This window comes from Cystobacter fuscus, from assembly GCF_002305875.1.
In the GTDB taxonomy this organism is placed as follows: domain Bacteria; phylum Myxococcota; class Myxococcia; order Myxococcales; family Myxococcaceae; genus Cystobacter; species Cystobacter fuscus_A.
The window spans coordinates 299308-323874 of sequence record NZ_CP022098.1 but is presented as its reverse complement, the minus strand read 5'-3'; the positions used below and the strand labels follow the sequence as shown (position 1 = coordinate 323874).

The window sequence follows — 24567 nt, the reverse complement described above, 5'->3', positions numbered from 1 at the left end:
CGCTCAGTCGTGGAAGCGGGCCGCCACCTGCTTGAGCTTGTCCAGGGACTGGTTCACCTGGCCCACCGCCGCTTCCGCGTCCCGCGTCGACTCGGACACCGCGCTCATCCGGTCCGTCAACGTGGCGATCACCTGGTGGAGCTGCTCGATGCCCACGTTCTGCTGCTTCACCGATGCGACGATCTGCCGGGCCGCCTTGCCGCTCTCGTTCACCACCGTGGTGATTTCCTTCAGCCGGTCCGCCGACGTCATCACCTGGGAGATGCCCGCCTCCACCTGCTGGCTGTCCTGCTCCGCGATCGACACCGCGTTGCGGATGGCCTGGTTGATCTCCAGCAGGATCTTCCCGATGCGCTGGGTGCTCTGCAGCGACTGGCCACTCAACGCTCGCATCTCGCGCGCCACCACCGCGAAGCCCCGCCCCTCCTCGCCCGCGCGCGCCGCCTCGATGGAGGCGTTGAGCGCCAGCACGTTCGACTGGTCCGCCAGGTCGCGCACACTGCCGATGATCTCCCCCGCGCGCGCCGCCTGCTCCGACAGGTTCGCCACGCTGCGCATCATCTCCTCCACGCGCGTGCTCAACTGCTGCAACCCCCGCGCGCTGGTCTCGATGGAGCCCCGCCCCAGGGCGCTGAACTGATCCGCCTGCCCCGCCACCTTCAGCACCACCTCGGCCCGCCCCGCCGCCTGGCTCGCCGTCTGGGCGATCTGCTGCGTCATCCCCTCCACCTCGGCCAGGGAGTTGGACAGGTGGCCCAGGAACGTCACCTGTCGCTGGCTCGCCTCGGTGAGCCGCCCGGCCGCCCACGTCAGCTCGTCCACCGTGCCCCGCAGCGTCACCGGCACCGTGCGCAGCCGCATCACCAGCGCCTCGATGCCCCGCGCCAGCTCGCCGAGCTCGTCCCGCGAGTCCACGTCGATGCGCTGGGACAGGTCTCCCTCGGTCGCGATGCGCGTGGTCACCGCCGTCAGGCGCGTGAGCGGCCCCACCACCCCGCGCGCCAGCCAGACCGACAGCCCCCCCAACACCAGCACGCACAGCAGCCCCAGACTGAGCACCCAGCCCTGACGCCAGCGGTGCAGCAGGGCCACCTCCTCCAGCGAGCGCTCCAGCCCCGCCTGGGCCCAATCCCCCGCGCCGCGCAGCACCTGGAGCAGCGCCGCGTGGCGCTCCATCACCAGCTCCATGTCCCCGGGCCCGGCGCGCTGGGACACCATCCAGAACGCCTCGAAGGCCTCGCGCATCATCCGCAACCGCCCCGGCTCCATCACCGGATTGTCCTGCACGCGCGTCAGCTCCCGCTCGAACTCCCCCGCCAGTTGCAGCATCGCCGCCCGGCGCGCCGCGTCTCCCTCGGGGGACTGGTCGCGCAGGTGCCAGCGCAACAGCGACGCCAGCGAGTCGAACTGCCGCATCGAGGCGATCGCGGGCGAGTAGCCATGGATGATGCGCGCGTTCAGCCGGTACACGTCCCGTCCCACCAACAAGACGATCGCCAGGATGAGCAGGAGGAAGAGCGTGGCCACCATGGGCAGGATGGAAGCCTTCTGCTTGAACGTCATCCGTTCACCCTCGTGCTCGACATGGAGTCCGGACGGACGCTCCGAACCGGGGGCGTACGACGCCTGGGCATGAGACCCCTTTCTTGGCGGGCCAGGGTGGCCGCGTCCTCAAGGATAGCGGATGCCCACGCCCGGAAAAGCCCCCTCCCCGAACGGCCGTACGCCCCTCGCCTGCCCTCTCATACGGTTGTTCGCGCATCGCCACGACGAGTCGGCTAGGACGTGGATCATGGCCGAGACGAAATCGCCCGCTCCCTCCCACAAGGGGCCCCTGGAAGTCCGCGTGCGCCGCATCCACCGCCGCGACCTCAACCGGGCCTGGGAGTTCCTCAAGCTCGTCTTCCGGGACGTCAACCGGGAGACAGTGGAATACCAACGGCCCCGCTCCAAGCGCCGCTTCCTCGAGGTGTACTCCTCCGAGTGGATCGAACAGCTCGTCTACGAGGTGCAGGGGGAGATCGTGGGTTACTCCGAGTGCGCCTTCGAGGCCTCGGGGGACGACAACTGGGTCAACCCGCGCTGGTTCGAGAAGCGGGGCATGCGGCCGCTCTTCGTCGAGGAGCTCGCCGTGCACCCGGACTACCAGGGCCGGGGCGTGGGCAGCTTCATCCTCGAGCAGCTCCAGCACCTGGCGCGCACCCGGGGGTGCACCCACCTGGTGCTGGAAGTCGCGGAGAACAACGAGTCCGCGCTCACCTGGTACCGCACGCGCAACTTCACCAAGCTGGATGCCGCCATCTTCCTCGCCCAGAAGGTACCCGGCGAGCCGGACCTGCTGCCCCCGCGCCGCATCAAGCCCCGTCCCACCAAGCCCGTCGAGGGCACGCCCAACGCCGGCCCCCTCCCCCAGGAGGGCGACGCCCCCACCCTCACCTCTGGCCGCAAGGCACGCCTGGTGCGCGCGGTTTCCGGGGGAAGCCGGAAAAAGACGGCCGCCAAGGGAGCACCCAAGCCAGCGGACGACTAGCCGGCGTGCCTTGGCCCCGCCGAGTGTCCTCTACGCAACGCGGCAAGGGGTGGGTGGCGTAGGCCCCGCCCTCAGCTCGCGCGGGACCGCAGCAGCAGGGCGGTCTCGAACGCGAAGAAGACGAGGTTGACGTTCACCGCGAAGCGCAGCAGCGATTGGAAGCGGCTCGCGGTGAGCACCCACGGATGATCATGATGAGCGGCGTCCCGACGTCCTCGCGCGGCTGGGGCGCGGGCAGGTGCGACAGATCGAAGCGCTGGCGCCAGTAACGGGTGAGGAAGATGTTGTTCGGATCCAGCTTCCGCCGGCGCTCGAGGAAGTCATCCCACCGGGCGTACTGGCCGCGGAAGAAGGCGGCCCAGTCCGCCAGTTCCTCCTGACTCCCCACGGGCTGGCCCTTGCCCCAGTGCAGACGGAAGGGGATGCCATTGTCCCGGAACAGCTTCCAGAACTGGGGATAGAAGACCTCGGCCGGATCGCCCGCGTTCCCCTGGAACCAATAGAAGTCGATGCGCAGCACGCCGTCGCGCCACACGTCCTTTCCATCACTGTAGGACATGCTCATCCACGCCGGATTGGGAGGAGCGCCGTAGAGTTCGATGGCATACGTGCCCGTGCGCCGCAGGGCCTCCCGGGCCGAGGCCGGCTCGTCGAAGTAGTCCTTCAACAGCTTCATGGCCCGCTGGGTGTACGAGAGGGGAATCCACAGCTCCGTGAACGTGGTGGGCATCAGCGAGCCGATGACCTGGTTGTCCATGGGCAGGCCCCGCCAGCTCCAATCGCGAAAGCACTGGGGCTCGCCCTTGTCCCGACCCTTCTTGCGCGAGTCCAGCGGCAGGAACGTGTCGAGCGCCATTCCCATGAGGTTCGGCAATTCCTTGCGCAGCAGTGGGGCCGCGAGCGCGAGCACCTCGATGGCCGCGTCCAGGGCCCCCTCCGACGCCAGGGTGAGGGCCTCGACCAGGGGCTGGCCCACCCGGCCCAGGCACGCGAGGCGTTGGATGAGCTCCTCGTCCACCTGCTCGAAGATGGGCTCCAGCTTGGAGCGGGCCGCCCGGAGGTCATCCAGATTGCCCAGCAGGGTGAAGAACAAGCAGACGAAGACCTGGGACAGCTCGGGGTCGCCGCTGAACTCCTGATAACGGACGGGCCGGAAACCCGGCTCCGGCTCGATGCGCTGGACCTGCCAGACGACGAGCCGCTCCCCCTTGCGCTGCGGGAACCACTCCAGGCGCGCGTACTCCGTGCGCTCCAGGAATCGCGCCAGCGAGGGACGCTCGGGGCTCCCCTCTCCGAACAAGTCCACCGACGCGTCCGCCACGCGGGTGATGGCCTCCTGGCCAGTGATGTTGAACGTCGGCACGCAGCGCAGGACCACCTTGGAGATGATTCCCAAGAGACCCATGGACGTGACGGTGGCCTGGAAGTCCTCGGGCGTCCGGTCCCGATCCACCTCGTACACCTCGCCCCGTCCGTCGATCATCCGCAAGCTCTGGATGTCGTCATAGACGGACCAGCTCAGCGAGCCGCCACTCGAGCCCGTGGAGAAGAAACCGCTCACGGTCTGGTGGGTGATGCCGCCCAGGTCCGACAGCGTCCAGCCCAGCCGCCAGAGATTGAAGAGCAGGCTGTTCTCCTGGGTGGACGTGCCGCTGGGGTCCTCCGGATCCACCCCCAGGTTCACGCCCGCCTCCACCTCCACGAGCCGCTGCCCGGCATCCACCACCCGCATGCCCCGGTAGTTGTTGAGCAGGACATGGATGGCGTCGGAGGCAGGCGCGCTCGCCGGATCGATCGCGCCGTCCCCGGTGACGAGCGGATCCGCGTAGATGGCGGCGGCGACCGAGTGCGCCGAGCCCCGGACCCGCAGTTGCTTGCCCTCGGCATGGGCCTTCTTCACCAGGGCGATCAACGCCTCCTCGCTGGCGGGCCGGTAGAAGCCGTCCGCATCCCTCTCGATGGTGACGATCGCGCGGGTGACTCGGGTGCTCCTCGTCGCTCCGGACTCTTCCCCCAGGCTGATGGCTACCATGTCTTTTCCCCTCCGGTTGAACGCCTCGCGAGAAGGAAGACTAGGGGATGTCATTAGCCCATGCTGTGATCCGACTCACACACTCCTCGTGAAGCATTTCACACAGACACTGGCCCGAAACGCATTCGTGACGAATTGAACACTCGTCTGGCTTCACCGCCCGGAAGCCTTCCGCCCCCCCGAGACCCCGGCGCGGGCATAGGATGGGCCGCATGGAGACCGGACCTGTCACGCCCGTGGTGGAGCCCCGCCCGATGCGGGTGCTGGTGGTGGATGACGAGCGCAACATCCGCACCACCCTGCGCATGTGCCTGGAGGGGCTCGGGTGCGAGGTGCGCGAGGCCGCCACCGCCGACGCCGCGCTCGCCGCGCTCGCCCAGGCCCCCGCGGACCTGGCCTTCGTGGACCTGCGCCTGGGCACCGCGAGTGGCCTGGACTTGCTGCCACGCCTGCTCGCCGAGTCCCCCACCCTGGACATCGTCCTCATCACCGCCTACGCCACCTTCGACACCGCCGTGGAGGCCGTACGGCGCGGGGCGCGTGACTATCTGCCCAAGCCCTTCACCCCGGCGCAGATCCGCCACCTGGTGGACAAGACGCGCGCCCACCGCGAGCGGGGCTTCCAACTGGACGCCCTGGCCGAGCAGCTCGCGCAGTCCGTGCCCGAGGCCACCCTGGAGACGGCCTCGCCCCTCATGCACGCCGCGCTCGCGCTCGTCACCCGGGCGGCGGCCTCGGACGCGGCGGTGCTCCTGCGCGGCGAGAGTGGCACTGGCAAGGGCGTGCTCGCGCGCACCCTGCACTCGCTGAGCGCGCGGCGCCGCCGCCCCTTCGTCACCGTCAACTGCCCCACCCTGTCCGAGCAACTGCTCGCCAGCGAGCTGTTCGGTCACGTGCGCGGCGCCTTCACCGGCGCGGTGAGGGATCAGCCGGGCCGGGTGGAACAGGCCGAGGGCGGCACGCTCTTCCTCGACGAGGTGGCGGAGATGAGCCCCGCGCTCCAGGCCCAATTGCTGCGCTTCCTCCAGGAGAAGCAGTTCGAGCGCCTGGGCGAGGGGCGCACACGCCGGGCGGACGTGCGCGTGGTGGCGGCGACCAACCGCGACCTCGAGAAGGACGTGGCCGAGGGGCACTTCCGCGAGGATCTGCTCTACCGGCTCAATGTCATCGAGGTGAAGCTGCCGGGCCTGCGCGAACGGCCCGAGGACATCCTGCCCCTGGCCCGACGCTTCGTGACGTTCTTCGCGCGAGCGGCCCAGCGCGCCGTGCCCGAGCTGTCCCCGGCGACGGAGGCGATGCTGCGCGCCTATGCGTGGCCGGGCAACGTGCGCGAGCTGAGGAACGCCGTGGAGCGCGCGCTCATCGTCTGGCCCGCCGGGGTGCTCGAGCCCCAGGCCTTCCCCGAGCGCATCGCGGCGGCCATGGGCTCACATGTCACATTGGGCGGGCCGCATACGCTGGAGGAAGTGGAGCGCGAGCACATCCTCCGGGTGTTGGCGAGCGTGCCCACGCTGGACGAGGCCGCGCGGGTGCTGGGCATCGACGCGTCCACGCTGTGGCGCAAGCGCAAGCGGTACGAGGCCCCGCCGGACTAGAACGCCCAGCCCGACCGACAGGCGCGGCTCCACGCTCCAGCCCTCCTGAGGCGACGAGTCTGAGCTGCGGGTTGTGGGTCGTGTACCCGCGGCATCAGCGGCCATGCCCGGGTGCGCCCCTCATCACGGGCGCCAGCCGCACGTACACCATGCCGCCCAGGGGCGTACGGCTCCCGTAGAGGGCGGCGAGGTCCTCGGGGACGAGGTTCAGCGCGCCGCGCGCGCCCACGCCCGCCTTCACGGGGCCCCAGGGATTGAATTGGTAGAGATAGCCGAGCGCCAGGACGCCCACGTCGAAGGTCTCGTGCTCCAGGATGCCGGACAACGCCAGGTCATGCCCCGTCTTGCGCACGTACTCCACCCGGCCAAAGACGGCGTGGTGGCCGTCCAGGTCCACGTTGCTCTCCAGGAGCGCGGAGTTCGTGGGGGGCTCGTCGCCCTCCACGTTCCGCCCGAAGACGGCCGTGGTGGCCCAGAAGCCGTGCGCGCCCACCGGCGCGTGGTACATGGCCGACGCGGTGAAGCGGTGCACCGGTACGCCTGGATGGAGCGCCTCGGGGCTCGGCAGGTAGCCGTAGGACACCTGGGTGCTCACGCGCGACGTGGGGTTGACGGACAGGCGCGCGGAGAAGGAGTCGGGCAGCCGCAGGTCCAGGTCGTAGCGGAACTCGTCGGGCTCGCGGCCGTTGAACGCGGAGACCTCCAATCTGGCCAGGGGGGTGACGAGGCCCGCCGTGACCACGCCAAAGGAAATGTGGGTCGAGTCCTGCCAGTGGTGGCCCAGGACGGCGAGCGGATCGAAGCGGGCGGAGGCGCGGTGCGGGAAGGCCACGGGCCCCAGCGCCGGCTCGCCCGCGGGGGCCACGTAGAGCATCAGGCCCCAGGTGTCCGAGAAGTAGTGGGTGTAGGACGCGGCCAGCTCCATGAAGAGGTCATGCGGGTGCTGACGGTCATGCAGCGGCTCACCCCGGTAGGACTCGCCGGACTGGAGCAGGAGCGGGTAGCCGCCGTTGGCACCAGCGGTGAGGGGATCGGGGCTGAGCATCACGCTGAGGACGAGCTGCCCCGAGGACAGTTCCCGGTTGGCCATGAGCATCAACCAGCCGAGCGCCTCCGGAGCGCTCGCGCCCCGGGGTCCGCCCTGCACGTCGTAGCCGCCGAAGAGCAGGCCCTGGAACATGAGACCCCACCCCGCCACCTGCGCGTGAATCATGGACGGAGGGAAGCGGTCCGGCTGCCACGACGTGCCCGAGCCCCGGCGCATCAGGGGAATGTCCCGGAGGGAGCGGACCTCGGAGTCGTCGGAGCCCATGCCCATGTTCCTCATGGAGGACTCGTGGGCGTGCTGGTGCCCGGACACCGGCTCCTGGGCTCGGGCGAACGGAGACAGGAGCAGACAGAGAGCGAGAAGCGGAGCGCGCATGTCCTGGCACTGTTCCGGGAATGCGCCTCACGACTCAAGGGATGACCTCGGGCGCCCGCGCGCTCCTGGACAGAAGGTCACCCCGCCGAGGGTGGATGTGTATGGAACACGCCAGGGCCTCAACCCGCGGCGTAGCGGCGGAAGAACCAGCGCTTGAGGAGCTCGGCCGACAGCAGATAGCCCATGACCAGCATCGCCAGCGCGCCCAGCAGCGCGGGGGGAGGGGGCTCGAAGCCAAACCAGGCGCCTGGCGGGGTGAAGGGCAGCACGTTGGCCACCACCACCACGCCGAGCGAGCTGGCCAGCAGCCACCGCGAGGGACGGCTGCGCAGGGAATCGCGGCGGGTGCGGATGACGAAGATGACGAGCACCTGCGTGGTGAGCGACTCCATGAACCAGCCGGTCTGGAAGAGCGCCGCGTTCGCGTGGAAGAGGAGCAGGAGCACGCCGAAGGTGGCCGCGTCGAACAGCGAGCTGAGCGTGCCGAACGCCGCCATGAACTGCCGCACGAAGCGCAGGTCCCACCGGGTGGGCCGCTCCAGTTGCTCCGCATCCACCTCGTCCAGGGGGATGGCCAGCTCCGACACGTCGTAGAGGAGGTTGTTGAGCAGGATTTGAATGGGCCGCAGGGGAAGGAAGGGCAGCAGCATCGACGCTCCGGCCATGCTCAGCATGTTGCCGAAGTTGGAGCTGGTCCCCATGCGGATGTACTTCATCACGTTGCCGAAGGCGCGCCGGCCCTCGAGCACGCCGTCATACAGCACGGCCAGGTCGTGGCGCAGCAGCAGGAGGTCCGCCGCCTCGCGCGCCACGTCCACCGCGCTGTCCACCGAGATGCCCACGTCCGCCGCGTGCAGCGAGGGCGCGTCATTGATGCCATCGCCCAGGTAGCCCACCACGTGCCCGCGCAGGCGCAGCGCGCGGATGACGCGGCTCTTCTGCCCCGGGGCCACGCGGGCGAAGAGCGTGGTGCGCGCGGCGCGCATCTGCAACGCGGGGTCATCCAGCGCTCCCACCTCCGCGCCGGTGAGCACCCCCTCCACTTCCAGCCCGAGCTGACGGCAGACATGGAGCGCCACCCGCTCGTTGTCACCCGTCACCACCTTCACCTTCACCCCGGCGCGGATGAGTGCCTGCAGCGCGGGCCGCGCGCTTTGCCTCGGAGGATCCAGGAAGGAGGTGAAGCCCGCGAACACCAGCTCCGCCTCATCTCCCAGGTGGGCCACCTGCATGTCCGGGGACTCCTCGCGCCAGGCCACCGCCAGCACCCGGAAGCCCTCCGCTCCCAGGGCCTCGAAGCGCGCCCGCACTCCCGCCCGGGCCTCCGCGTCCAGCGCGTGCGGTACCCCCTCGCGCTCGTACTGGCTGCAGCAGGCCAGCACGTCCTCGGGCGCCCCCTTCACCACCAACACCCGTCGGCCCTCGTGCTCCAGGAGCACGGACACCCGCCGACGCTCGAAGTCGAAGGGCACCTCGTCCACCTTGTGCCAGCCTCGGCCGTCCACCTCCTCGTGCGCGAGGATGGCCTCGTCCATGGGGCTGCGCAGCCCGGACTCGAAGTGGCTGTTGAGCCAGGCCCACCGCAGCACCTGCTCGCTCTCACGCCCCGAGGCGTCCTCGTAGCGCTCGAGATGGATGCGGGCCTCGGTGAGGGTGCCCGTCTTGTCCGTGCACAGCACGTCCATGCTGCCCAGGTCGTGCACCGCGCTCAGCCGCTTGACGATGACCTGCCGGGCCGCCATCCGCATCGCCCCGCGCGAGAGCGTCACCGAGAGGACCATGGGCAGCAACTCGGGCGTCAACCCCACCGCCAGGGCCACCGCGAAGAGAAAGGACTCCAACAGCGGCCGGTGCGCGTACACGGACACCATCAGGACGAAGAGCACCAACAGCACCGTCAACCGCATCAGCATCATGCCGAAGTGGCGCGTGTCCCGCTCGAAGGTGGTGGAGGGCGTGGGCCCGGCCAGGGCATGGGCGATGTCCCCCAACGTGGTGCGCGCCCCCGTGGCGAAGACGAGCGCCCGCCCCGTGCCGCTGATGACGGAGGTGCCCATGAAGACGGCATTGCGTGCCTCGGAAGGCTCCGTTCCCGCGGGAGCATCTCCCGGTTGCTTCTCCACCGGGTAGGGCTCACCGGTGAGCAGGGTCTGGTTGACGAACAGGTCGCGCGCCTCCAGCAGCCGGGCATCCGCCGGCACCAGGCTGCCCGCCGCCAGCAGAACCACGTCGCCAGGTACGATCTCCCGGGCCGGTACTTCCCGCTCGGCGCCGTCCCGCACCACGGTGGTCTTCTGGGCCACGGAGCTTCGCAACCGCGCCGCCGCGTCGTCCGCGCGCCGCTCCTGGACGAAATCCAGCGTCACGCTCATCAGGACGATACCGACGATGATGGCGGAACTCGTCAGCTCATGCGTGAGAACCGACACCCCGCTGGCCACCAGCAGCACCAGCACGAGCGGATTGGCGAAGCGCGTGAGAAAGTCCACCCACGCCGGGCGCCGGGTGTGCTGCTCCGGCGTGTTGGGCCCGTAGCGCACGAGCCGTTCCCGGGCCTCGGCCTCGGGCAGGCCGCCGGACGAGCACGCCAGCCGAGACAGCAGGGCGTCCTGCGTGCCGCACCAGGCGGGTGGTTCCTCCGGGTGCGTCCTGGGACTGCGATGTTTCATGTCCGGCTCCTCATGGACCTCGCTCGGGGCTCCTGGACATCATGGCGCTGTTCGGCGTTCAGGAAGATCCATCATGCCGGAGCGCCAGAACACTTCCTGGCTGCTCAACGCATGCTTTGGTCTGGGTAGAGGCCGCCTACTTTTTCTCCGGGTCGTTGGGTCTCTTCTTCGCCAGCTCGTCGGGCAGTGGGGTTTGAAGGAATCTAAATCCCTGCCCGCCTCGCTGGGGAATGACTTGGAATCCCTGGCCAGCGATTCTGACAAGCTCGCCATCCCGGGGCGTGGCACTGGCGAGCCATGCATCCGCTTCTTCTCTCGTTGCGAACGTCTGGGAAACGGTCACGTACTCGGCGGCGGGGGTGTAGAACTTGCGAAAGAACTCGCGGTAATCTTCCAGTTTCTTGTTTTCACGGACGTAAAACAGCGCCACGGCAGCGACGCGGATTGCCTCGTCTTCTGGTGAGCCCTCTGTGTATTTCTCGTTGATGGTGCGCAGCGTGTTCAATATGGAGTCAACGTCAAAGTTTGAATTATATTTCATCGGCATATTCAATCAGGAGGCAGCAGCGGCGATAGGAACCAGGACCAACCAACCCAGAGGATTCACCGCCAGGGCGAAAAGGCAACCAGCTTCATCTGTTGTCCTCCTGATTCTGCCCCTACGGTCTCGCGTGGCTGCTCCAGTCCGGCGGTTCATTTGGCCTGCAGACTCGGCTTCACGCTGAGTATAACGAAGGGGCCCGCCCACATCGTTCCCCCTCTTCTTGGCTGTCTCGTGGAGCACATTCCAGCGGCAGCCGATGCTCGGATCTGTCAGCGACACGGCACCGAACACACCAGCACCTCGGGCGCGGAGAGAGGGACCAAGGCGTCCCTCTCAGCCCTGTTCGTCCCGCCGTGAGCGGGGAAGCGAGAACCCGAAGGTGCTCCCCCGGCCCACTTCGCTCGTCAATCCCAGCTCACCTCCATGTGCCTGGACGATCTCCTGGGCAATGGAGAGGCCCAGTCCCGCGCTGCCCGTGCCGGCGCCCGGTACCCGGTAGAACTTCTCGAAGACCCGCGCATGGTGCTCCGGGGCGATGCCCTCGCCCGTGTCCGCCACCTCGAAGCGGATCCGCGCCTCGCCGTCCCGCCGCGCCCGCACCACCACCTCGCCCTCGCGCGGCGTGTGCCTCACCGCGTTGGCCACCAGGTTGGAGAGCACCAGTTGCAGCCGCTCGGGATCCGCCTCCACCCGCGTGTCCTCCACCTCCAGCTCCAGCGCTTCCCGCAGGCGCACGCCCTTCTCCTCCGCCGTCATGCGATGCGGGGCGAGCGCCGCCTCCAACACCTCACGCGTGGACACGGGCCGCAACTCCAAGACTTCCCGGCCCGATTGCAGCTTGGACAAATCCAACAGGTCATCCACGATGCCCTGCAATCGCTCGCAGTCCTCGCGCGCCGCGTGGAGCAGATCCGCCTGCTTCTCCGTGATGGGACCCGCCGCCTCCTCCACGCACAGGTGGATGGCCATGCGCAGCGACGTGAGCGGCGTGCGGAACTCGTGCGCCACCGTGGCCACCAGGTCGTTCTTCAGCTCGTCGAAGCGCCGCAGCCGCGTCACGTCCTGGAGGATGACCGTCGCGCCCACCACGCCGCCCCCCTCCCCATACACCGGGCTGCCCCGCGGCAGGAACCAGCGCGCGCCCTCGGGTGCCTCCAGCCGCACCGCCTCCTCGTAGCCGGTGGGCAGGTACACCCCCTTGCCGCCCAGCACGTGCGCGCGCACCCGTTCGAGTACCGCGCGCACCTCGGGCTCCACCTGCCCCAACGTCCCGCCCCCCTCCAACGACAGACGCAACGCCTCCTCCGCCGCGCGGTTGACGTTGAGCACGCCCCCCTCCACGCCAAACACCACCACCAGGTCCGGAAGGCTGTCGATCGCCGCCTGGGCCGACGCCTGCGCCTGGAGCAACTCCCCCAGGGAGCTGCGCTGGTAGCGCTGGAGCGCCTCGGCCATGGCGTTGAAGTCCCGCGCCAGCCCGGCGATCTCATCCCCGCCCTCCACCACCGCGCGCGTGCCCAGGTCCCCCTCGCCCAGCCTCCGCACCGCTCCCGACAACACTCCCACCGGTCGCAGCGCCCGCTGGGTGAGCGAGGCCGAGGCCAACAGTCCCCCCGCGAGCGCGCCCACCACCGCCAGCCCCATGAGCACGTTCACCCGCTGGCTCTGCCGCTGCTGGGCCTCGCTCTTGCGCACCATGGCGTCCTGGTTGAGCACGAGGATGCTCCGCGCCGCCGCCCTCGCCATCTGGAAGTCCGGCGCGAGCGTCTCGAAATACACCCCGCGCACCGCGCCTTCCTCCAATCCGAGGAAGCGCTCGTATCGGGTCTGGTAGCGAGACCAGGCCTCCCGCAGCCGGCGCGTGGCCTCGGCCTCACCGGGCTCGGTGATGTTGCCCTCCTGGATGCGCAGCGTCGTCTCGAGCCGCGCCCGGTGGGTCTCCGCCTGCTCCAGGCCCCGTTGCCGCTCGCCCGCCACCATGAAGAGCGCCGCGCTGTCCAGCCGCTCCAGGTGCTCGATGATGTCCTGCATGGCCAGCACGCTGCGATAGTTGTCCGCGAGGATGCCCTGGCCGGCGCGCCCCAGCTCGCGCAGCGTGTTCACGGCCACCACGCCCACCAGCAGCAGGGCGAGCGCCAGGGGCACCTGGGCCAGCAGCAGCTTATGACGCAAGATCATGGCCGCCGCTCCTCCCGCGGGGGGTGGAAGGACACCACGTGGATGTCGATGCCGTCCCCCTCGCGCAACAGCCGCACGTCCGAGGCGAGCCCCAACATGCGCCGCCACCACGGCTGCCGCGAGCGGCCCACGATGATGTGCCCCACCCCGTGCGAGCGCGCGAAGTCCAGCAGCGCCCCCACGGGGTCTTCCGACTTGAGCCGCACCACCTCCGCGCCCAGCTCCCGCGCCAGCTCGATGTTCGTCAGCAGGTGGCGCTGCGCCTCGGCGTCGATGAGGTGCGGGGCCTCGCGCGGCGTCTCCACGTACACGACGAACCAATCCGTGTTCAGCCGGCCCGCCATGCGCGAGCCCCGGCGCAGGAGCGTGGCCGCGTGCGGCGGATTGCTGCTGAGCGCCACCATCAACCGGCCCCAGCCCCCGGGCTTCGGCGAGTCCTCCCCCGTGCGCGCCCGCGTGCCCGTGGCCCGGTCCAGACTCTCGGCCACCTCCCGCAGCGCCAGCTCGCGCAGCGTGGACAGGTTGTCCTGGCGGAAGAAGCTCTCCAGCGCGCCCGATACCTTGTCCGCCGCGTAGATCTTCCCCGCCCGGAGCCGCTCGTGCAGGTCCTCCACCGCCAGGTCCAGGTTCACCACCTGGTCCGCGCTCTTGAGGAAGCTGTCCGGGATCGTCTCGCGCACGCGCACGCCGATGTTGCGCTCGAGCAGATCATTGAGGCTCTCCAGGTGCTGCACGTTGAAGGCGCCAATGACGTTGATGCCCGCGGCGAGCAATTCCTCCACGTCCTGGTAGCGCTTGCGATGACGGCACAGGGGCACGTTGGAGTGCGCCAGCTCGTCCACCACCACCACCTGGGGCTTGCGCGCGAGCACCCGGTCCAGGTCCATCTCCTCCACGGACACGTCGCGGTAGGTGAAGACGGCACGGGGCACCCCCTCCAGCCCCTCGATGAGCGCCTGGGTCTCGGCGCGGCCGTGCGTCTCGACGAAGCCGAGCACCACGTCCACGCCCCGCTTGCGCAGGGCATGGGCCTCCTCGAGCATGCGATAGGTCTTTCCCACGCCGGCGGCGAAGCCGATGTATAGCTTCAGCCGCCCGCGCCGGCCCCGCTCGACCAGCTCCAGGAAATCTTCCGCGCGCCCTCGGGGCATCAAGACCCTCCGGCCAACGTAGCCGTCCCCAGACGGCGATCCAACGCCAGATTGAGCAGGAGCACGTTCACCCGGGGCTCGCCGAGCACGCCGAGCGTCCGCTCCTCGACGAGCGAGTCCACCACCGCCTGGACGCGCTCGGGCTCCACGCGGCGCGCCCGGGCCACCCGGGGCACCTGCCAGCGCACGGCCTCGGGCGACAGGTGGGGATCCAACCCGGAGCCAGAAGTCGTGACGAGCTCGGTGGGCACCGGCCCCGGGGCCTCGGGGTTTTCCTGGCGCAGGCGCTCGGCGTCGGCCGCGACGCGCTCGCGCAGCTTCTGGGAGGTGGGCCCCAGGTTGCTGCCCGAGGAGGCGGAGGCATCGTACCCGACACCCGCCGCGGAGGGACGGGGCTGGAAGTAACCCTCGCGCGAGAAGCCCTGGGCGAGGAGGGCGCTGCCCACCACCTGACCCCGATCGTCGGTGACGAGCGAGCCCTGGGCCTCGTGGGCGAAGAGCACCTGGGACAGGCCGGTGACGGCCAGGGGGTAGAGCAGGCCGGTGAGGGCGAAGGTGACGAGCGTGGCGCGCAGGGCGGACAACAGGGTGGAAGACATGGAGAAGTCCTTTCTCAAGCGAGGCCCACGGCGGTGAGCACCACGTCGATGACCTTGATGCCGATGAAGGGCACGAGCACGCCGCCCACGCCGTAGAGCAGCAGGCTGCGGCGCAGGAGCGCGGCCGCGCCCAGGGGGCGGTAGCGCACGCCCCGGAGCGCGAGCGGGATGAGGGCGATGATGATGAGGGCGTTGAAGATGACGGCCGAGAGGATGGCGCTGTAGGGCGACGTGAGGCCCATGACGTTGAGCGGGCGCATCTCGGGGAAGACGCCGAGGAAGAGCGCGGGGAGGATGGCGAAGTACTTGGCCACGTCGTTGGCGATGGAGAAGGTGGTGAGCGTGCCGCGCGTCATGAGGAGCTGCTTGCCCACCTCCACCACCTCCAGGAGCTTGGTGGGGTTGGAGTCCAGGTCCACCATGTTGCCGGCCTCCTTGGCGGCCTGGGTGCCGGTGTTCATCGCCACGCCCACGTCGGCCTGGGCGAGCGCGGGCGCGTCGTTGGTGCCATCGCCCGTCATCGCCACGAGCTTGCCCTTGGCCTGCTCGGCGCGGATGAGGGCGAGCTTCGCCTCGGGAGTCGCCTCGGCGAGGAAGTCATCCACTCCGGCCTCGCGGGCAATCGCCCCCGCCGTGCGCGGGTTGTCGCCGGTGATCATCACCGTGCGGATGCCCATGGCGCGGAAGCGCTCGAAGCGCTCCTTGATGCCGCCCTTCACCACGTCCTTGAGGTGGATGAGGCCCAGCACCCGTGCCCCATCCGCCACCGCCAGCGGCGTGCCGCCCGCGTCACCGATGCGCGCCGCCGTCTCGCGCAGCTCGGACGGCACGGTGGCGCCCTGGGACTCCACGTACCGGATGACCGCGTCCACCGCGCCCTTGCGGATGGCGCGCGGGTGGGGATCCACGAGGTCGCACCCGCTCATGCGCGTCTGGGCGGAGAACGCCACGAAGGTGGCCTGGTGCGCCTGGAGTTCGCGGGGACGCATCTTGTAGGTGTCCTTCACCAGCACGACGATGGAGCGGCCCTCGGGCGTCTCGTCCGCGAGGCTCGCGAGCTGCGAGGCCTCGGCCAGCTCCTCCATGCGCACGCCCGGCAGGGGGAGCAGCTCCGTGGCCATGCGGTTGCCCAGGGTGATGGTGCCCGTCTTGTCGAGCAGCAGCGTGTCCACGTCTCCCGCCGCCTCCACCGCCCGGCCGCTCATGGCGAGCACGTTCTTGCGCAAGAGCCGGTCCATGCCCGCGATGCCGATGGCCGACAGCAGGCCGCCGATCGTCGTGGGAATGAGACACACGAGCAGCGCCACCACCGCCGTGCCCGACAGCCTCACCCCCGAATAGAGCGCGAGCGGCACCAGCGTCACGCACGCGAGCAGGAAGACGACCGTGAGCCCCACCAGGAGGATGTGCAGGGCAATCTCGTTGGGCGTCTTCTGCCGTGCCGCGCCCTCCACCAGGCCGATCATCCGGTCCAGGAAGGACTCGCCCGGATTGGTGGTGATGCGCACCACGATGCGGTCGGAGAGCACCTTGGTGCCTCCCGTCACGGACGAGCGGTCTCCACCGGACTCGCGGATGACGGGGGCGGACTCGCCGGTGATGGCGGACTCGTCCACGCTGGCGATGCCCTCCACCACCTCGCCGTCGCCGGGGATGAGGTCTCCCGCCTCGCACACCACGAGGTCGTCCTTGCGCAGGTCCGGCGCGGACACCTTCTCCTCGCGTCCGTCCACGAGCCTGCGCGCGGGCGTGTCCCGGCGCATCTTGCGCAGGGCCCCCGCCTGGGCCTTGCCCCGGCCCTCGGCCACGGCCTCGGCGAAGTTGGCGAAGAGCACGGTGAACCACAGCCAGAGCGTCACCCCCACGGTGAACCACGCGGGCGTGGCGTCGGGCCCCGGGGCCACGAGGTCCTTCACCACCAGGACCGTGGTGAGCACGCTGCCCGCCCACACCACGAACATCACGGGGTTGCGGGCCACGTCCCGGGGGTGCAGCTTGCGCAGACTGTCCAGACTGGCCTGCTTGAGGAGTGCCGGTTCGAGAAGCGAGGACATGTCAGAACGCCTTTCCGGCCCCGGCGAGGAAGTGCTCGACGATGGGACCGAGGGAGAGAGCGGGGAAGAAGGTGAGCGCGCCCACGATGACGACGACGCTCACCAGCAGCCCCGTGAAGAGTCCGCCGTGGGTGGGGAAGGTGCCGGGGCCCGCCGCCACGACCTTCTTGCCCACCATGCCGCCCGCGAGCGCCAGCACCGGGACGATCATCAGGAAGCGCCCGGCGAGCATGGACAGGCCCAGGCTCACGTTCCAGAAGGGCGTGTTGGCGTTGAGGCCGGCGAAGGCACTGCCGTTGTTGGCCGTGCCGCTGGTGAAGGCATACAGCAGCTCGGACAGGCCATGGGGCCCGGCGTTGTTGAGCGAGGACACGCCCTGGGGCAGCACCGCCGCCACCGCGCTCAGACAGAGGATGACGAGCGGGAAGATGAGCACGTACAGCATGGCGAGCTTCATCTCGCGCGCCTCGATCTTCTTGCCGAGGTACTCGGGCGTGCGGCCCACCATGAGGCCGGCGATGAAGACGGCGAGCACCACCATGACGAGGATGCCGTAGAGGCCCGCGCCCACGCCGCCGAAGATGACCTCGCCCAGTTGCATGTTCACCAGGGGCACCAGCCCCCCGAGCGGCATGAAGCTGTCATGCATGGCATTGACGGCACCGCACGAGGCATCCGTGGTGACGGTGGCGAAGAGGGCCGAGGCGGCGACACCAAAGCGCACCTCCTTGCCCTCGAGGTTGCCGGCGGGAGCCACCTGGGCGGCGGCCACGGCGGGGTTGGAGGCGGACTCGGCGGCATAGGCCACGGTCACGCCCACGAGGAACAGGAGGCTCATCGCCGTGAAGAGCGCCCAGCCCTGGCGCGTGTCCCCGGCCATCCGCCCGTAGGTGTACGTGAGGGCCGCGGGAATGAGGAAGATGGAGAGCATCTGCACCAGGTTGGCGAGCGGCGTGGGGTTCTCGAAGGGGTGGGCGCTGTTGGCGTTGAAGAAGCCACCACCATTGGTGCCGAGCATCTTGATGGCCTCCTGCGAGGCCACCGGCCCGAGCGCCAACGTCTGCTTCACGCCCTCCAGCGTCGTCAGCTCGCGCGAGGGGGCGAACGTCTGCGGCACGCCCTGGGCCACGAGGAAGAGCGCGTAGACGAGGCACAGCGGCAGGAACACGTAGAGCAGGCCGCGCACCAGATCGACCCAGAAGTTGCCCAGGGTCTTGGAGCCCTCGGGACCGGGCCGCCGGGTGAAGCCCCGGGCGAGTGCCAGCGCCACCCCGAGGCCCGCCGCCGCGGACGTGAAGTTGTGCGTGGCGAGCCCCAGCATCTGGCTGAGGTAGCTCATCGTGGACTCGCCCGCGTAGGACTGCCAGTTGGTGTTGGTGGTGAAGCTCGCCGCCGTGTTGAAGGCGAGCTCCGGCCCCACCGTCGGCAGGCCCTGGGGGTTGAGCGGCAGCACGTGTTGCAGGCGCAGCACCACGTAGGTGGCGAGCATTCCCACGAGGCTGAAGGCCAGGAGCGCCAGCGTGTACTGCCCCCACGTCTGCTCGCGTGCCGGGAAGGCTCCGCACAGCCGCAACAGCAGGCGCTCCACGGGGCCGAGCACCCGGGGAAGGGGTTGCACGGGTCCCTCGAAGACCCGGAAGAGGTAGGCGCCCACGGGCCGCGTCAACGCGAGCACCAGGGCGAGGAAGAGGAGGATCTGCGACCAACCGAGGAGACTCATGGCTGTCCTTCCTAGAAACGCTCGGGCCGCAGCAGGGCGTAGACGAGATAGATGGTGAGCAGCACCGCGAGCACGGCACCGGCGACGTAATCGAAGGTCATGGGGAATGTCTGCCTTTCACAGATGCTCACAGCCAAGGGCATACGCCCCCGTGAGCGCGAAGAAACCAACGGTCACCAGCAGCAGGACGGCATCCATGGGTGGCTCCTAGAAAAACGCGGTGGCTCCGGCCACCACGAGGGTCTGGGTGGGACGTGGCGCGGAGCCGTCAAACACCTCCGCGCTGGAGCGGTCATGCCGCGCCTCCAGCTTGAGGACGAGGTGCTCCACGGGCCGCAACTCGAGGGTGAGGGTGCCCTCCACGAGCCGCTGCACGGTGCCACTGATGAGGCCGCCCCGGTCATCGAAGAACTCAGCGCGCGCGGCCACCGCCACGGGCCCGGCCACCTGGAAGCGGCCATTGAGCGCGGCGGCGTACCAGACAGCGGCGGATTGGCCGGGGCGCCGCTGGGTGCCCACGTCCGCGGTGGCCGCGAGGCTCAGCGCCTCCGTCACCCGCCAGGTGGCCACCAGGTCGCCGAAGAGCCGCAGGCCCTCGTCCCCTCCCGAGCCCTCCTCGCCGATGAAGGTGTTGAAGGAAGCCGACAGCCGCTCGCCCGCGTAGGCCACCTGCGTGCCCAGGGCCTTGCCGCGGTTGTTCTCGCCAATGGTCTGCCAGCCATTGAGCACGTGAAGTTGTGCGCTCCACTCCTTCGAGAACGTCCACGTGCCCTTGAGCCCCGCCTGGTAGTAGGGCGACAGCTCCCCCATCCACGAGCGGGTGTACGTCCAGTTGCCCTGCGAGGGCAGCACCTCCAGGCCGATGTGGCTCGGGTAGATGCCCGCCTCCAGCGCGAGGGGCCCATGCACATAGGACACGGACGCCTGCTGGAGCAGCCGCCACACCTCGGGCCCGATACCGGGGGCCTTGGGCTCGGCGGCGTGCACCACGTCCACCGCGGTGCCCAGACCCACCAGGACACGGAAGCCCACGGGCGCGGGCTCCAGACTCACCCCCAGGCTGGCCAGGTTGAGCGTGAAGGCGTTGTCGCGCAGGGCAGTGGTGCCCGTGCCGGGAAGGAAGTTGGCACCGCTCGCCGGGCGGTTGGGGTTGTAGCCGTAATAGACGTCCGCCCCGCCCTCCACCTTCAGGCGTGAGGCGAGGGACCCGGCCGGCGACTGACCGAGCAGCAGGGACGACAACAAGGGTGCGAGGCAGGAAGGAGCCATGGTGTGCTCCTCTCCAGGAGCACGCGCCGTACCCGTCGCCCTGTCCTTTACGCTTCGTGATTCCGGGGACTTGGGCGAAACCCCATCGCTCCCGGATTGCACCTTGCACGATGGGCCCCTCGCGGGCCGTGCGCCCTACACGCCCGGAGCTCCCGAGCAATCGCTCAAGCGCGCGTCGCGCGGAGTGCGACCTCGGCGCTTCGCGACATCTGCTGGTTGGATAGCTCGAGGAAGTCCATGACCTGCTTCACGATGTGAGGCTCGGCGGTCTTGGGCGTGCCCGCATCGAAGGGAGGCTGCGGGTCGTACTCCAGCATGAGCTGCGTGCGCCTGGCGGCCTCCTCCCCGCGCAACCGGGCCAGGAGCACCAGCCCGAAATCGATGCCCGCCGTCACCCCTCCGCCGGAGATCCGGTTCCGGTCGACCACGACGCGTGCCTGGACCGCTTCCGCGCCAAACATCGGCAGCAGTTCGTGCACGGCCCAATGCGTCGTGGCCTTGTACCCACGGAGCAGGCCCGCGGCCCCCAGGATGAGCGACCCCGAGCACACGGACGTCACGTATCGGGCTCGCGCCGCCCGGTCCGCGAGGAACCGGAGAATCTCCGGATCCTCCATGGCCTGAGCCGTGCCGAACCCACCCGGCACGAACAGGATGTCCAGGTCGTCCGGACAGTCCTTGAAGGTCGCGGTCGGCTGGATGCCGACTCCCGAATCGGAGGTGACCGTGTCGAGCGTCTTCCACACGAGGTGCGTCTTCCCATTGATGAAGCCCAACACGGCTTGCGGACCGGTCAGGTCCAGCAGCGTGAAGTCCGGGTAGAGCAGCATTCCAATCTGGAGCGGCGGCGGTTGTGTCTGATTCATTTCGCGTTCCCTTTCATGGGTCATCGCCGAGCCCGATGGAATGTCTGCCTTCACCAGGCGCGGGGATGTTTGTAATCAAGCCTGGACCAGCCCCCCCCCGCGAGTGGCCGGAACGACAACTTCCAACGGATTCTGGCCACGGGGAGTGCACACCCAACCGCCCTCCTGTACCGAGGAGCACGGTGCCGAGGCCCAAGCGAATCCATCTCCCGATCCCCCCTGGTTCGAGGTCACCGGCATCCTGGAAGCGGCTTCCTGGTAGGGTCGCGAGAGCAGCCGTCCCCCGCTGTCGAGAGAGTCCCCATGTCCGACCTACATGCCCGGTTCCAGGAAGCGCAAGTCCAGGTGAAGGCCATGGCCCAAGCGCTGCATGGGTGGAGACATGGACCCGAACTCCGCATCGGATGATACCATCCCGAACCCGGGCCATTATTCTCGGGAGGAAGGCCATCCTCACAATTATATTGATGCTGCTCACACAGATACCGTGCGCTCCGGGCGACCTGTCGACAGTGTGCCACTGTAAGGCCGGTATGCTCACCGCGTGCGAGACGCTGCGACTGAGCGAACCGAAAAAAGCGGCGGAAATCCTCACTCAGTTGGAGCAGATTGCGACGCAGGCCAAGGTGTTGGAGGACGCCGGCCAGAAAATGGAAGCGGCGACCCAGGCTGAAGCCGATTCATCCACCGATTGCTCCGAACCCACGAAGTGCAAGGGACAATTACACCACATCATCTCCAAGCGTATCTCCAGGGAGTTGGAGAAGCATCGAACACTCCAAGGACACTACAAGCTCCGAGACCCACGCTTCGTCACCCGGGCCGTGGATGAACAAGCGCACTGTGGCTACCAGGAGTGGCACCGAGCGGTAGACGAGGAAGTCATCCGCTGGCTCCAGCAGTACCGTCGGGCCACTCCCGAGCAATTCATTGCATTCCTCCGAGAACTCTACAGTCGCGTGGGGATGCGTGCGAGGTTCCCTCATGGGTTCTGAAGTGCTCACCTCCCCGCGCTTCTTCGTCCTGGAGGGAGGCGCAACCCATTCGCATCATGATGTCGAGCTCGACGCGGTCGAGCCCGTCAACCTCGGAGCGGGCGTGGATTGCCCGCGATGCGGAGGCCCCATCGGGATGCGGCAATGGCTCCCTCCCTATCGCGCGAACCTCGTGTTGCACGGCGAGGCGTTCGGCGATTTCATTGGAGCTTCCGGAGACGATATCCTTATCTCCGAGCGCCTCGCCCAGGCCTTCCGCGACGAGGGGCTCACGGGACTCGAAGGCTTCCACCCCGTCGAGATCCTCCGGGTACGTAAGCGAGGGCGAGAACCCAGGCCCTCCGCGAGCCCTCACTACGTCCTCGTCAGGGCCTGCTTTGGTCGCGCAGCAGTGGACCTGGCACACAGCCAACTGCGGGGCGCGCAGCCCCCCGCCTGTGAGGAGTGCCGCTACACGCACTTCGAATCCATCCATGGATTCACCTTGGAGCCTGGCACCTGGAAGGGAGAGGACATCTTCCGTCCCCGGGGACTTCATGGTGTCCTGACCGTCTCCGAGCGCTTCGAGCGCTTCGTGGCCCAGCATGAATTCACCCATCTGCGACTGACACCCAGCGAGAAGTACGTATGGGATCCGCATGCACTCCAGTCCCGACCTGGAGCACGATAGGGCTCGGACAACCCGGGCTATAGAGCGACAGCAGTCATGGTCAATCCGCACCAAGCCCAAGACACGCCCTCAAGCGACGAGTCCCGGCCCAAGAGGTACAAAGCAGGACATGACCCCGAGTTCCGTCCCGAGCCTCCTCCCACTCCGGCTCCTCTTGCTGGTGAGCCTCGCCACCGCCTGCGCCGCGCATCGCGGTCCGGCGGCTCCCATCGCCTCCTCCTCCGCCTCGAAGGGTAACACCGCCTACGTGGTGGGCCTGCTCCCCTTGCACCCCACGTCCCCCGAGGCCGCGGCCGAGGCGAAAGCGCAGCAATCCCTCATCGAACAAGCACTCGCCACCCTGACACCGGGTACCCCCATCGTGGTGGTGCACCCCGACATCCAGCCGCCCACCAGTCCCGAGCAGGCTTCCGCGCTCGTCCAGAGCACGAAGGTGGATGAGCTGTTCTGGGGCGAGGTCTCGCTGGAGAACGGCAAGCTCTCGGTGAGCCTGCGAGGCTTCGAGCGGACCGTGAACGCGCCGCATGGCACCTGGCCCATGGAGTACACGCTGGCGGATCCGGCGCAGCGCGAGGCACGCGAGTTGGACGCGCTGCGCGTCGCGCAGTACCTCCTGGAAGAGTCCCTCCTGCCCCAGATGATGAGGAACCGGCCCACCGAGGTGCGCCAGACGCTCGAGGTGCTCGTCGTCCGGAAACCCAAGGACTGGGTGGACTGGAACAGCGACATCATCCACCGGCGCTGGGGCATGCTGGGCCGGCTGACGCGCGATGGAGTGCTCACCGAGCAGCGCTACCGGGCCGCGCTGGCCGAGGTGGCCGAGCAGGCCTCCTCCCCGCCTTCGAGTGCTACCCTCGCCAGGGAGGCCTTCTTCAGCGCGGGACTGGCGCGTGGCTTCCTGCTCCAGGGCAAGCCCCAAGCCGCGGTGGAGCTGCTCTCGGACGTCGTCCGCCGCGTTCCCGATGAGGCGGACTCGCGGCTCCTCCTGGGCCGCGCGTGGCTGGCCCTGGGCAATCGGGCGGAGGCCACGAAGGTGCTCGAGCCCCTGTCGCGACAGCATGCGAACCTGGAGTCCACCCGACTCTACACGGTGGCCGTCGCGGACCAGCCCGAGCAAGTGAATGCGGCCCTGGCCTGGCTCCAGGAGAAACAACCCGAGGACACCTCGGTCCGGCTGCTGCGCTACGTGATTGCCCCCAGCCCCGAGGCCACCACGGACCTGAAGGCCTTCACGGCTTCGCACCCCGCGGCCTCGTGGCCGCTGCCCGTGATGCGCTACCTGCTGGGCGAGTTGGATGAACAGGCCCTGTGGGCGGCGGCGAAGAACGCCGATGATCATCTGGAGCGCATCCAGAACGGCCAGGCCCACTACTTCCTGGGCGAGGCGGCCCTCTCGGGCGTACTCCCTGGCCACCTGGGAGCCCCCGACCGCGGCGTGGCGCGGCGGCACTTCGAGGCCTCGATCGCCACGAGCGCGTTCCACCAGCCCACCTACAACCTGGCGGACGCACGGCTGGAGCAGCTCGCGCTGCCGGAGGGCACCCCGTCCTCCCAGCAGTGACACCAGCACCCGTCAGAACAACCGGACTCCCGCGAAGAGCACGGTGCCGAGACCCAGGCGGACCCACTGGCGATCCTCCGGGGTGAACACGTACGAGCCTCGCGCGAGGGAGAGGTCGTAGAGGCCAGAGGCGAAGCGGAGCCGGGCCTCGCAGCCCACGAAGAACCTCGGCGAGAGGAAGTAGTTGCCGCCCACGCCGAGGCCGAAGGCCAGACCGCGGCCCCGCCCCTCGTACCGGAACTCCGGAGCGTCGCGGAGGATGCGCGCCTCCATCACGCCCCCGAGCAGGACGACCTGGAGGTCCACCGTGCCCTGGCTCTTGCCCGGCCAGGTGAAGTGGAAGCCCAGGCGACCGAGGACGTGGACATCGCGGGTCGAAATCCGCTCCTGGGCCAGGACCCCGGAGAGAGCGCACGCGAGCAGGCATTGCCGGAGGCCGAGCTGCGCGCCCACGGAGAGCGTTCCGGGGCCGAGCCCGACCACGCCGACGTCCGTACTGGCACCGGCCTCGAAGGAGGGAGGGATGAACGAGAGTCCCCCTTCGGCGTGCACATCGAGCTGCCCCGGACGCATCAACCGGGAGGGCTCCTGGGCCAGGACACTCGTGGGAGCCACCGCCAGACAGCCCAGCAGCAGGCCGCGCACGAGGGGAAGGGAGAAGGTCATGACCGGGTCCTCGCCCGTGAACACGGGGCTGGACAAGTCGGGAGC

19 protein-coding genes are annotated in these 24567 nt (G+C 69.0%); 5 read left to right on the top strand and 14 right to left on the bottom strand.

All coding sequences use genetic code 11. The features are described 5' to 3' along the window. Positions 1-3: 3 nt before the first annotated feature. Positions 4-1563 (bottom strand): methyl-accepting chemotaxis protein, encoded by a 1560-nt coding sequence (locus tag CYFUS_RS01385; RefSeq protein WP_095983568.1) that lies wholly within the window; start codon positions 1561-1563, stop codon positions 4-6. Between the two features lie 229 nt (positions 1564-1792). Here CYFUS_RS01385 and CYFUS_RS01380 point away from each other — a divergent pair, with 229 nt between their 5' ends. Next, complete coding sequence (locus CYFUS_RS01380; RefSeq protein ID WP_095983567.1) at positions 1793-2530, top strand: GNAT family N-acetyltransferase; 738 nt, start codon at positions 1793-1795, stop codon at positions 2528-2530. 133 nt (positions 2531-2663) lie between these two features. Here the strand turns inward: CYFUS_RS01380 and CYFUS_RS01375 are convergent, their stop codons facing one another. Beyond that, positions 2664-4562 carry a D-arabinono-1,4-lactone oxidase gene (locus CYFUS_RS01375; protein WP_095983566.1) on the bottom strand — a complete coding sequence of 633 codons (1899 nt, stop codon included), beginning with the start codon at positions 4560-4562 and terminating at the stop codon, positions 2664-2666. Positions 4563-4774: 212 nt separating this feature from the next. Here CYFUS_RS01375 and CYFUS_RS01370 point away from each other — a divergent pair, with 212 nt between their 5' ends. Continuing rightward, on the top strand, positions 4775-6157 hold the full coding sequence (locus CYFUS_RS01370; protein ID WP_095983565.1) for a sigma-54-dependent transcriptional regulator: 1383 nt from the start codon (positions 4775-4777) through the stop codon (positions 6155-6157). Between the two features lie 94 nt (positions 6158-6251). Here CYFUS_RS01370 and CYFUS_RS01365 read toward each other — a convergent pair whose 3' ends face one another. The 11 genes from CYFUS_RS01365 to CYFUS_RS01315 form a co-directional block, all read right to left on the bottom strand. After that, positions 6252-7580 carry a hypothetical protein gene (locus CYFUS_RS01365; RefSeq protein WP_095983564.1) on the bottom strand — a complete coding sequence of 443 codons (1329 nt, stop codon included), beginning with the start codon at positions 7578-7580 and terminating at the stop codon, positions 6252-6254. A 119-nt stretch (positions 7581-7699) separates the two neighbouring features. Then, positions 7700-10249: a magnesium-translocating P-type ATPase gene (gene mgtA / locus CYFUS_RS01360; protein WP_095983563.1), complete on the bottom strand. Its 2550-nt coding sequence runs from the start codon at positions 10247-10249 to the stop codon at positions 7700-7702. A gap of 136 nt (positions 10250-10385) precedes the next feature. Then, on the bottom strand, positions 10386-10796 hold the full coding sequence (locus tag CYFUS_RS01355; RefSeq protein WP_420042677.1) for a hypothetical protein: 411 nt from the start codon (positions 10794-10796) through the stop codon (positions 10386-10388). A gap of 330 nt (positions 10797-11126) precedes the next feature. Continuing rightward, positions 11127-12971 (bottom strand): HAMP domain-containing sensor histidine kinase, encoded by a 1845-nt coding sequence (locus CYFUS_RS01350; protein WP_095983561.1) that lies wholly within the window; start codon positions 12969-12971, stop codon positions 11127-11129. After that, on the bottom strand, positions 12968-14122 hold the full coding sequence (locus CYFUS_RS01345) for a sensor protein KdpD (RefSeq protein ID WP_095983560.1): 1155 nt from the start codon (positions 14120-14122) through the stop codon (positions 12968-12970). Before CYFUS_RS01345 ends, CYFUS_RS01350 begins: the two co-directional genes overlap by 4 nt. Continuing rightward, on the bottom strand, positions 14122-14721 hold the full coding sequence (gene kdpC, locus CYFUS_RS01340) for a potassium-transporting ATPase subunit KdpC (protein ID WP_095983559.1): 600 nt from the start codon (positions 14719-14721) through the stop codon (positions 14122-14124). Before kdpC ends, CYFUS_RS01345 begins: the two co-directional genes overlap by 1 nt. Positions 14722-14735: 14 nt before the next feature. Further along, complete coding sequence (gene kdpB / locus CYFUS_RS01335) at positions 14736-16775, bottom strand: potassium-transporting ATPase subunit KdpB (protein WP_095983558.1); 2040 nt, start codon at positions 16773-16775, stop codon at positions 14736-14738. Position 16776: 1 nt separating this feature from the next. After that, positions 16777-18495: a potassium-transporting ATPase subunit KdpA gene (kdpA, locus tag CYFUS_RS01330; protein WP_095983557.1), complete on the bottom strand. Its 1719-nt coding sequence runs from the start codon at positions 18493-18495 to the stop codon at positions 16777-16779. Between the two features lie 11 nt (positions 18496-18506). Next, positions 18507-18596, bottom strand: coding sequence for a K(+)-transporting ATPase subunit F (gene kdpF / locus CYFUS_RS01325; protein ID WP_071898131.1), 90 nt, complete (start codon positions 18594-18596; stop codon positions 18507-18509). A 106-nt stretch (positions 18597-18702) separates the two neighbouring features. After that, a complete protein-coding gene (locus CYFUS_RS01320; protein WP_095983556.1) occupies positions 18703-19764 on the bottom strand; it encodes a porin in 1062 nt (353 codons plus the stop codon). Positions 19765-19928: 164 nt separating this feature from the next. Further along, complete coding sequence (locus CYFUS_RS01315; RefSeq protein WP_095983555.1) at positions 19929-20630, bottom strand: DJ-1/PfpI family protein; 702 nt, start codon at positions 20628-20630, stop codon at positions 19929-19931. 533 nt (positions 20631-21163) lie between these two features. Between CYFUS_RS01315 and CYFUS_RS01310 the strand changes: the two genes are divergently transcribed. From CYFUS_RS01310 to CYFUS_RS01300, 3 genes are all read left to right on the top strand, one after another. Then, positions 21164-21625 carry a Wall-associated protein precursor gene (locus CYFUS_RS01310; RefSeq protein ID WP_232537295.1) on the top strand — a complete coding sequence of 154 codons (462 nt, stop codon included), beginning with the start codon at positions 21164-21166 and terminating at the stop codon, positions 21623-21625. Beyond that, on the top strand, positions 21615-22295 hold the full coding sequence (locus CYFUS_RS52205) for a hypothetical protein (RefSeq protein WP_232537294.1): 681 nt from the start codon (positions 21615-21617) through the stop codon (positions 22293-22295). The genes CYFUS_RS01310 and CYFUS_RS52205 overlap by 11 nt, the downstream gene beginning before the upstream one ends. Before the next feature lie 109 nt (positions 22296-22404). Continuing rightward, complete coding sequence (locus CYFUS_RS01300) at positions 22405-23856, top strand: tetratricopeptide repeat protein (protein WP_157758167.1); 1452 nt, start codon at positions 22405-22407, stop codon at positions 23854-23856. Between the two features lie 12 nt (positions 23857-23868). Here CYFUS_RS01300 and CYFUS_RS01295 read toward each other — a convergent pair whose 3' ends face one another. Continuing rightward, a complete protein-coding gene (locus CYFUS_RS01295; RefSeq protein WP_157758166.1) occupies positions 23869-24522 on the bottom strand; it encodes a hypothetical protein in 654 nt (217 codons plus the stop codon). Between the last annotated feature and the right edge of the window lie 45 nt (positions 24523-24567).

What these genes read in the sequence shown, in the direction of transcription:
- CYFUS_RS01385 (WP_095983568.1), bottom strand. Translation starts at nt 1,563, where the DNA reads ATGACGTTCAAGCAGAAGGCTTCCATCCTGCCCATGGTGGCCACGCTC.
- CYFUS_RS01380 (WP_095983567.1), top strand. Translation starts at nt 1,793, where the DNA reads ATGGCCGAGACGAAATCGCCCGCTCCCTCCCACAAGGGGCCCCTGGAA.
- CYFUS_RS01375 (WP_095983566.1), bottom strand. Translation starts at nt 4,562, where the DNA reads ATGGTAGCCATCAGCCTGGGGGAAGAGTCCGGAGCGACGAGGAGCACC.
- CYFUS_RS01370 (WP_095983565.1), top strand. Translation starts at nt 4,775, where the DNA reads ATGGAGACCGGACCTGTCACGCCCGTGGTGGAGCCCCGCCCGATGCGG.
- CYFUS_RS01365 (WP_095983564.1), bottom strand. Translation starts at nt 7,580, where the DNA reads ATGCGCGCTCCGCTTCTCGCTCTCTGTCTGCTCCTGTCTCCGTTCGCC.
- mgtA (WP_095983563.1), bottom strand. Translation starts at nt 10,249, where the DNA reads ATGAAACATCGCAGTCCCAGGACGCACCCGGAGGAACCACCCGCCTGG.
- CYFUS_RS01355 (WP_420042677.1), bottom strand. Translation starts at nt 10,796, where the DNA reads ATGCCGATGAAATATAATTCAAACTTTGACGTTGACTCCATATTGAAC.
- CYFUS_RS01350 (WP_095983561.1), bottom strand. Translation starts at nt 12,971, where the DNA reads ATGATCTTGCGTCATAAGCTGCTGCTGGCCCAGGTGCCCCTGGCGCTC.
- CYFUS_RS01345 (WP_095983560.1), bottom strand. Translation starts at nt 14,122, where the DNA reads ATGCCCCGAGGGCGCGCGGAAGATTTCCTGGAGCTGGTCGAGCGGGGC.
- kdpC (WP_095983559.1), bottom strand. Translation starts at nt 14,721, where the DNA reads ATGTCTTCCACCCTGTTGTCCGCCCTGCGCGCCACGCTCGTCACCTTC.
- kdpB (WP_095983558.1), bottom strand. Translation starts at nt 16,775, where the DNA reads ATGTCCTCGCTTCTCGAACCGGCACTCCTCAAGCAGGCCAGTCTGGAC.
- kdpA (WP_095983557.1), bottom strand. Translation starts at nt 18,495, where the DNA reads ATGAGTCTCCTCGGTTGGTCGCAGATCCTCCTCTTCCTCGCCCTGGTG.
- kdpF (WP_071898131.1), bottom strand. Translation starts at nt 18,596, where the DNA reads ATGACCTTCGATTACGTCGCCGGTGCCGTGCTCGCGGTGCTGCTCACC.
- CYFUS_RS01320 (WP_095983556.1), bottom strand. Translation starts at nt 19,764, where the DNA reads ATGGCTCCTTCCTGCCTCGCACCCTTGTTGTCGTCCCTGCTGCTCGGT.
- CYFUS_RS01315 (WP_095983555.1), bottom strand. Translation starts at nt 20,630, where the DNA reads ATGAATCAGACACAACCGCCGCCGCTCCAGATTGGAATGCTGCTCTAC.
- CYFUS_RS01310 (WP_232537295.1), top strand. Translation starts at nt 21,164, where the DNA reads ATGCTCACCGCGTGCGAGACGCTGCGACTGAGCGAACCGAAAAAAGCG.
- CYFUS_RS52205 (WP_232537294.1), top strand. Translation starts at nt 21,615, where the DNA reads ATGGGTTCTGAAGTGCTCACCTCCCCGCGCTTCTTCGTCCTGGAGGGA.
- CYFUS_RS01300 (WP_157758167.1), top strand. Translation starts at nt 22,405, where the DNA reads ATGACCCCGAGTTCCGTCCCGAGCCTCCTCCCACTCCGGCTCCTCTTG.
- CYFUS_RS01295 (WP_157758166.1), bottom strand. Translation starts at nt 24,522, where the DNA reads ATGACCTTCTCCCTTCCCCTCGTGCGCGGCCTGCTGCTGGGCTGTCTG.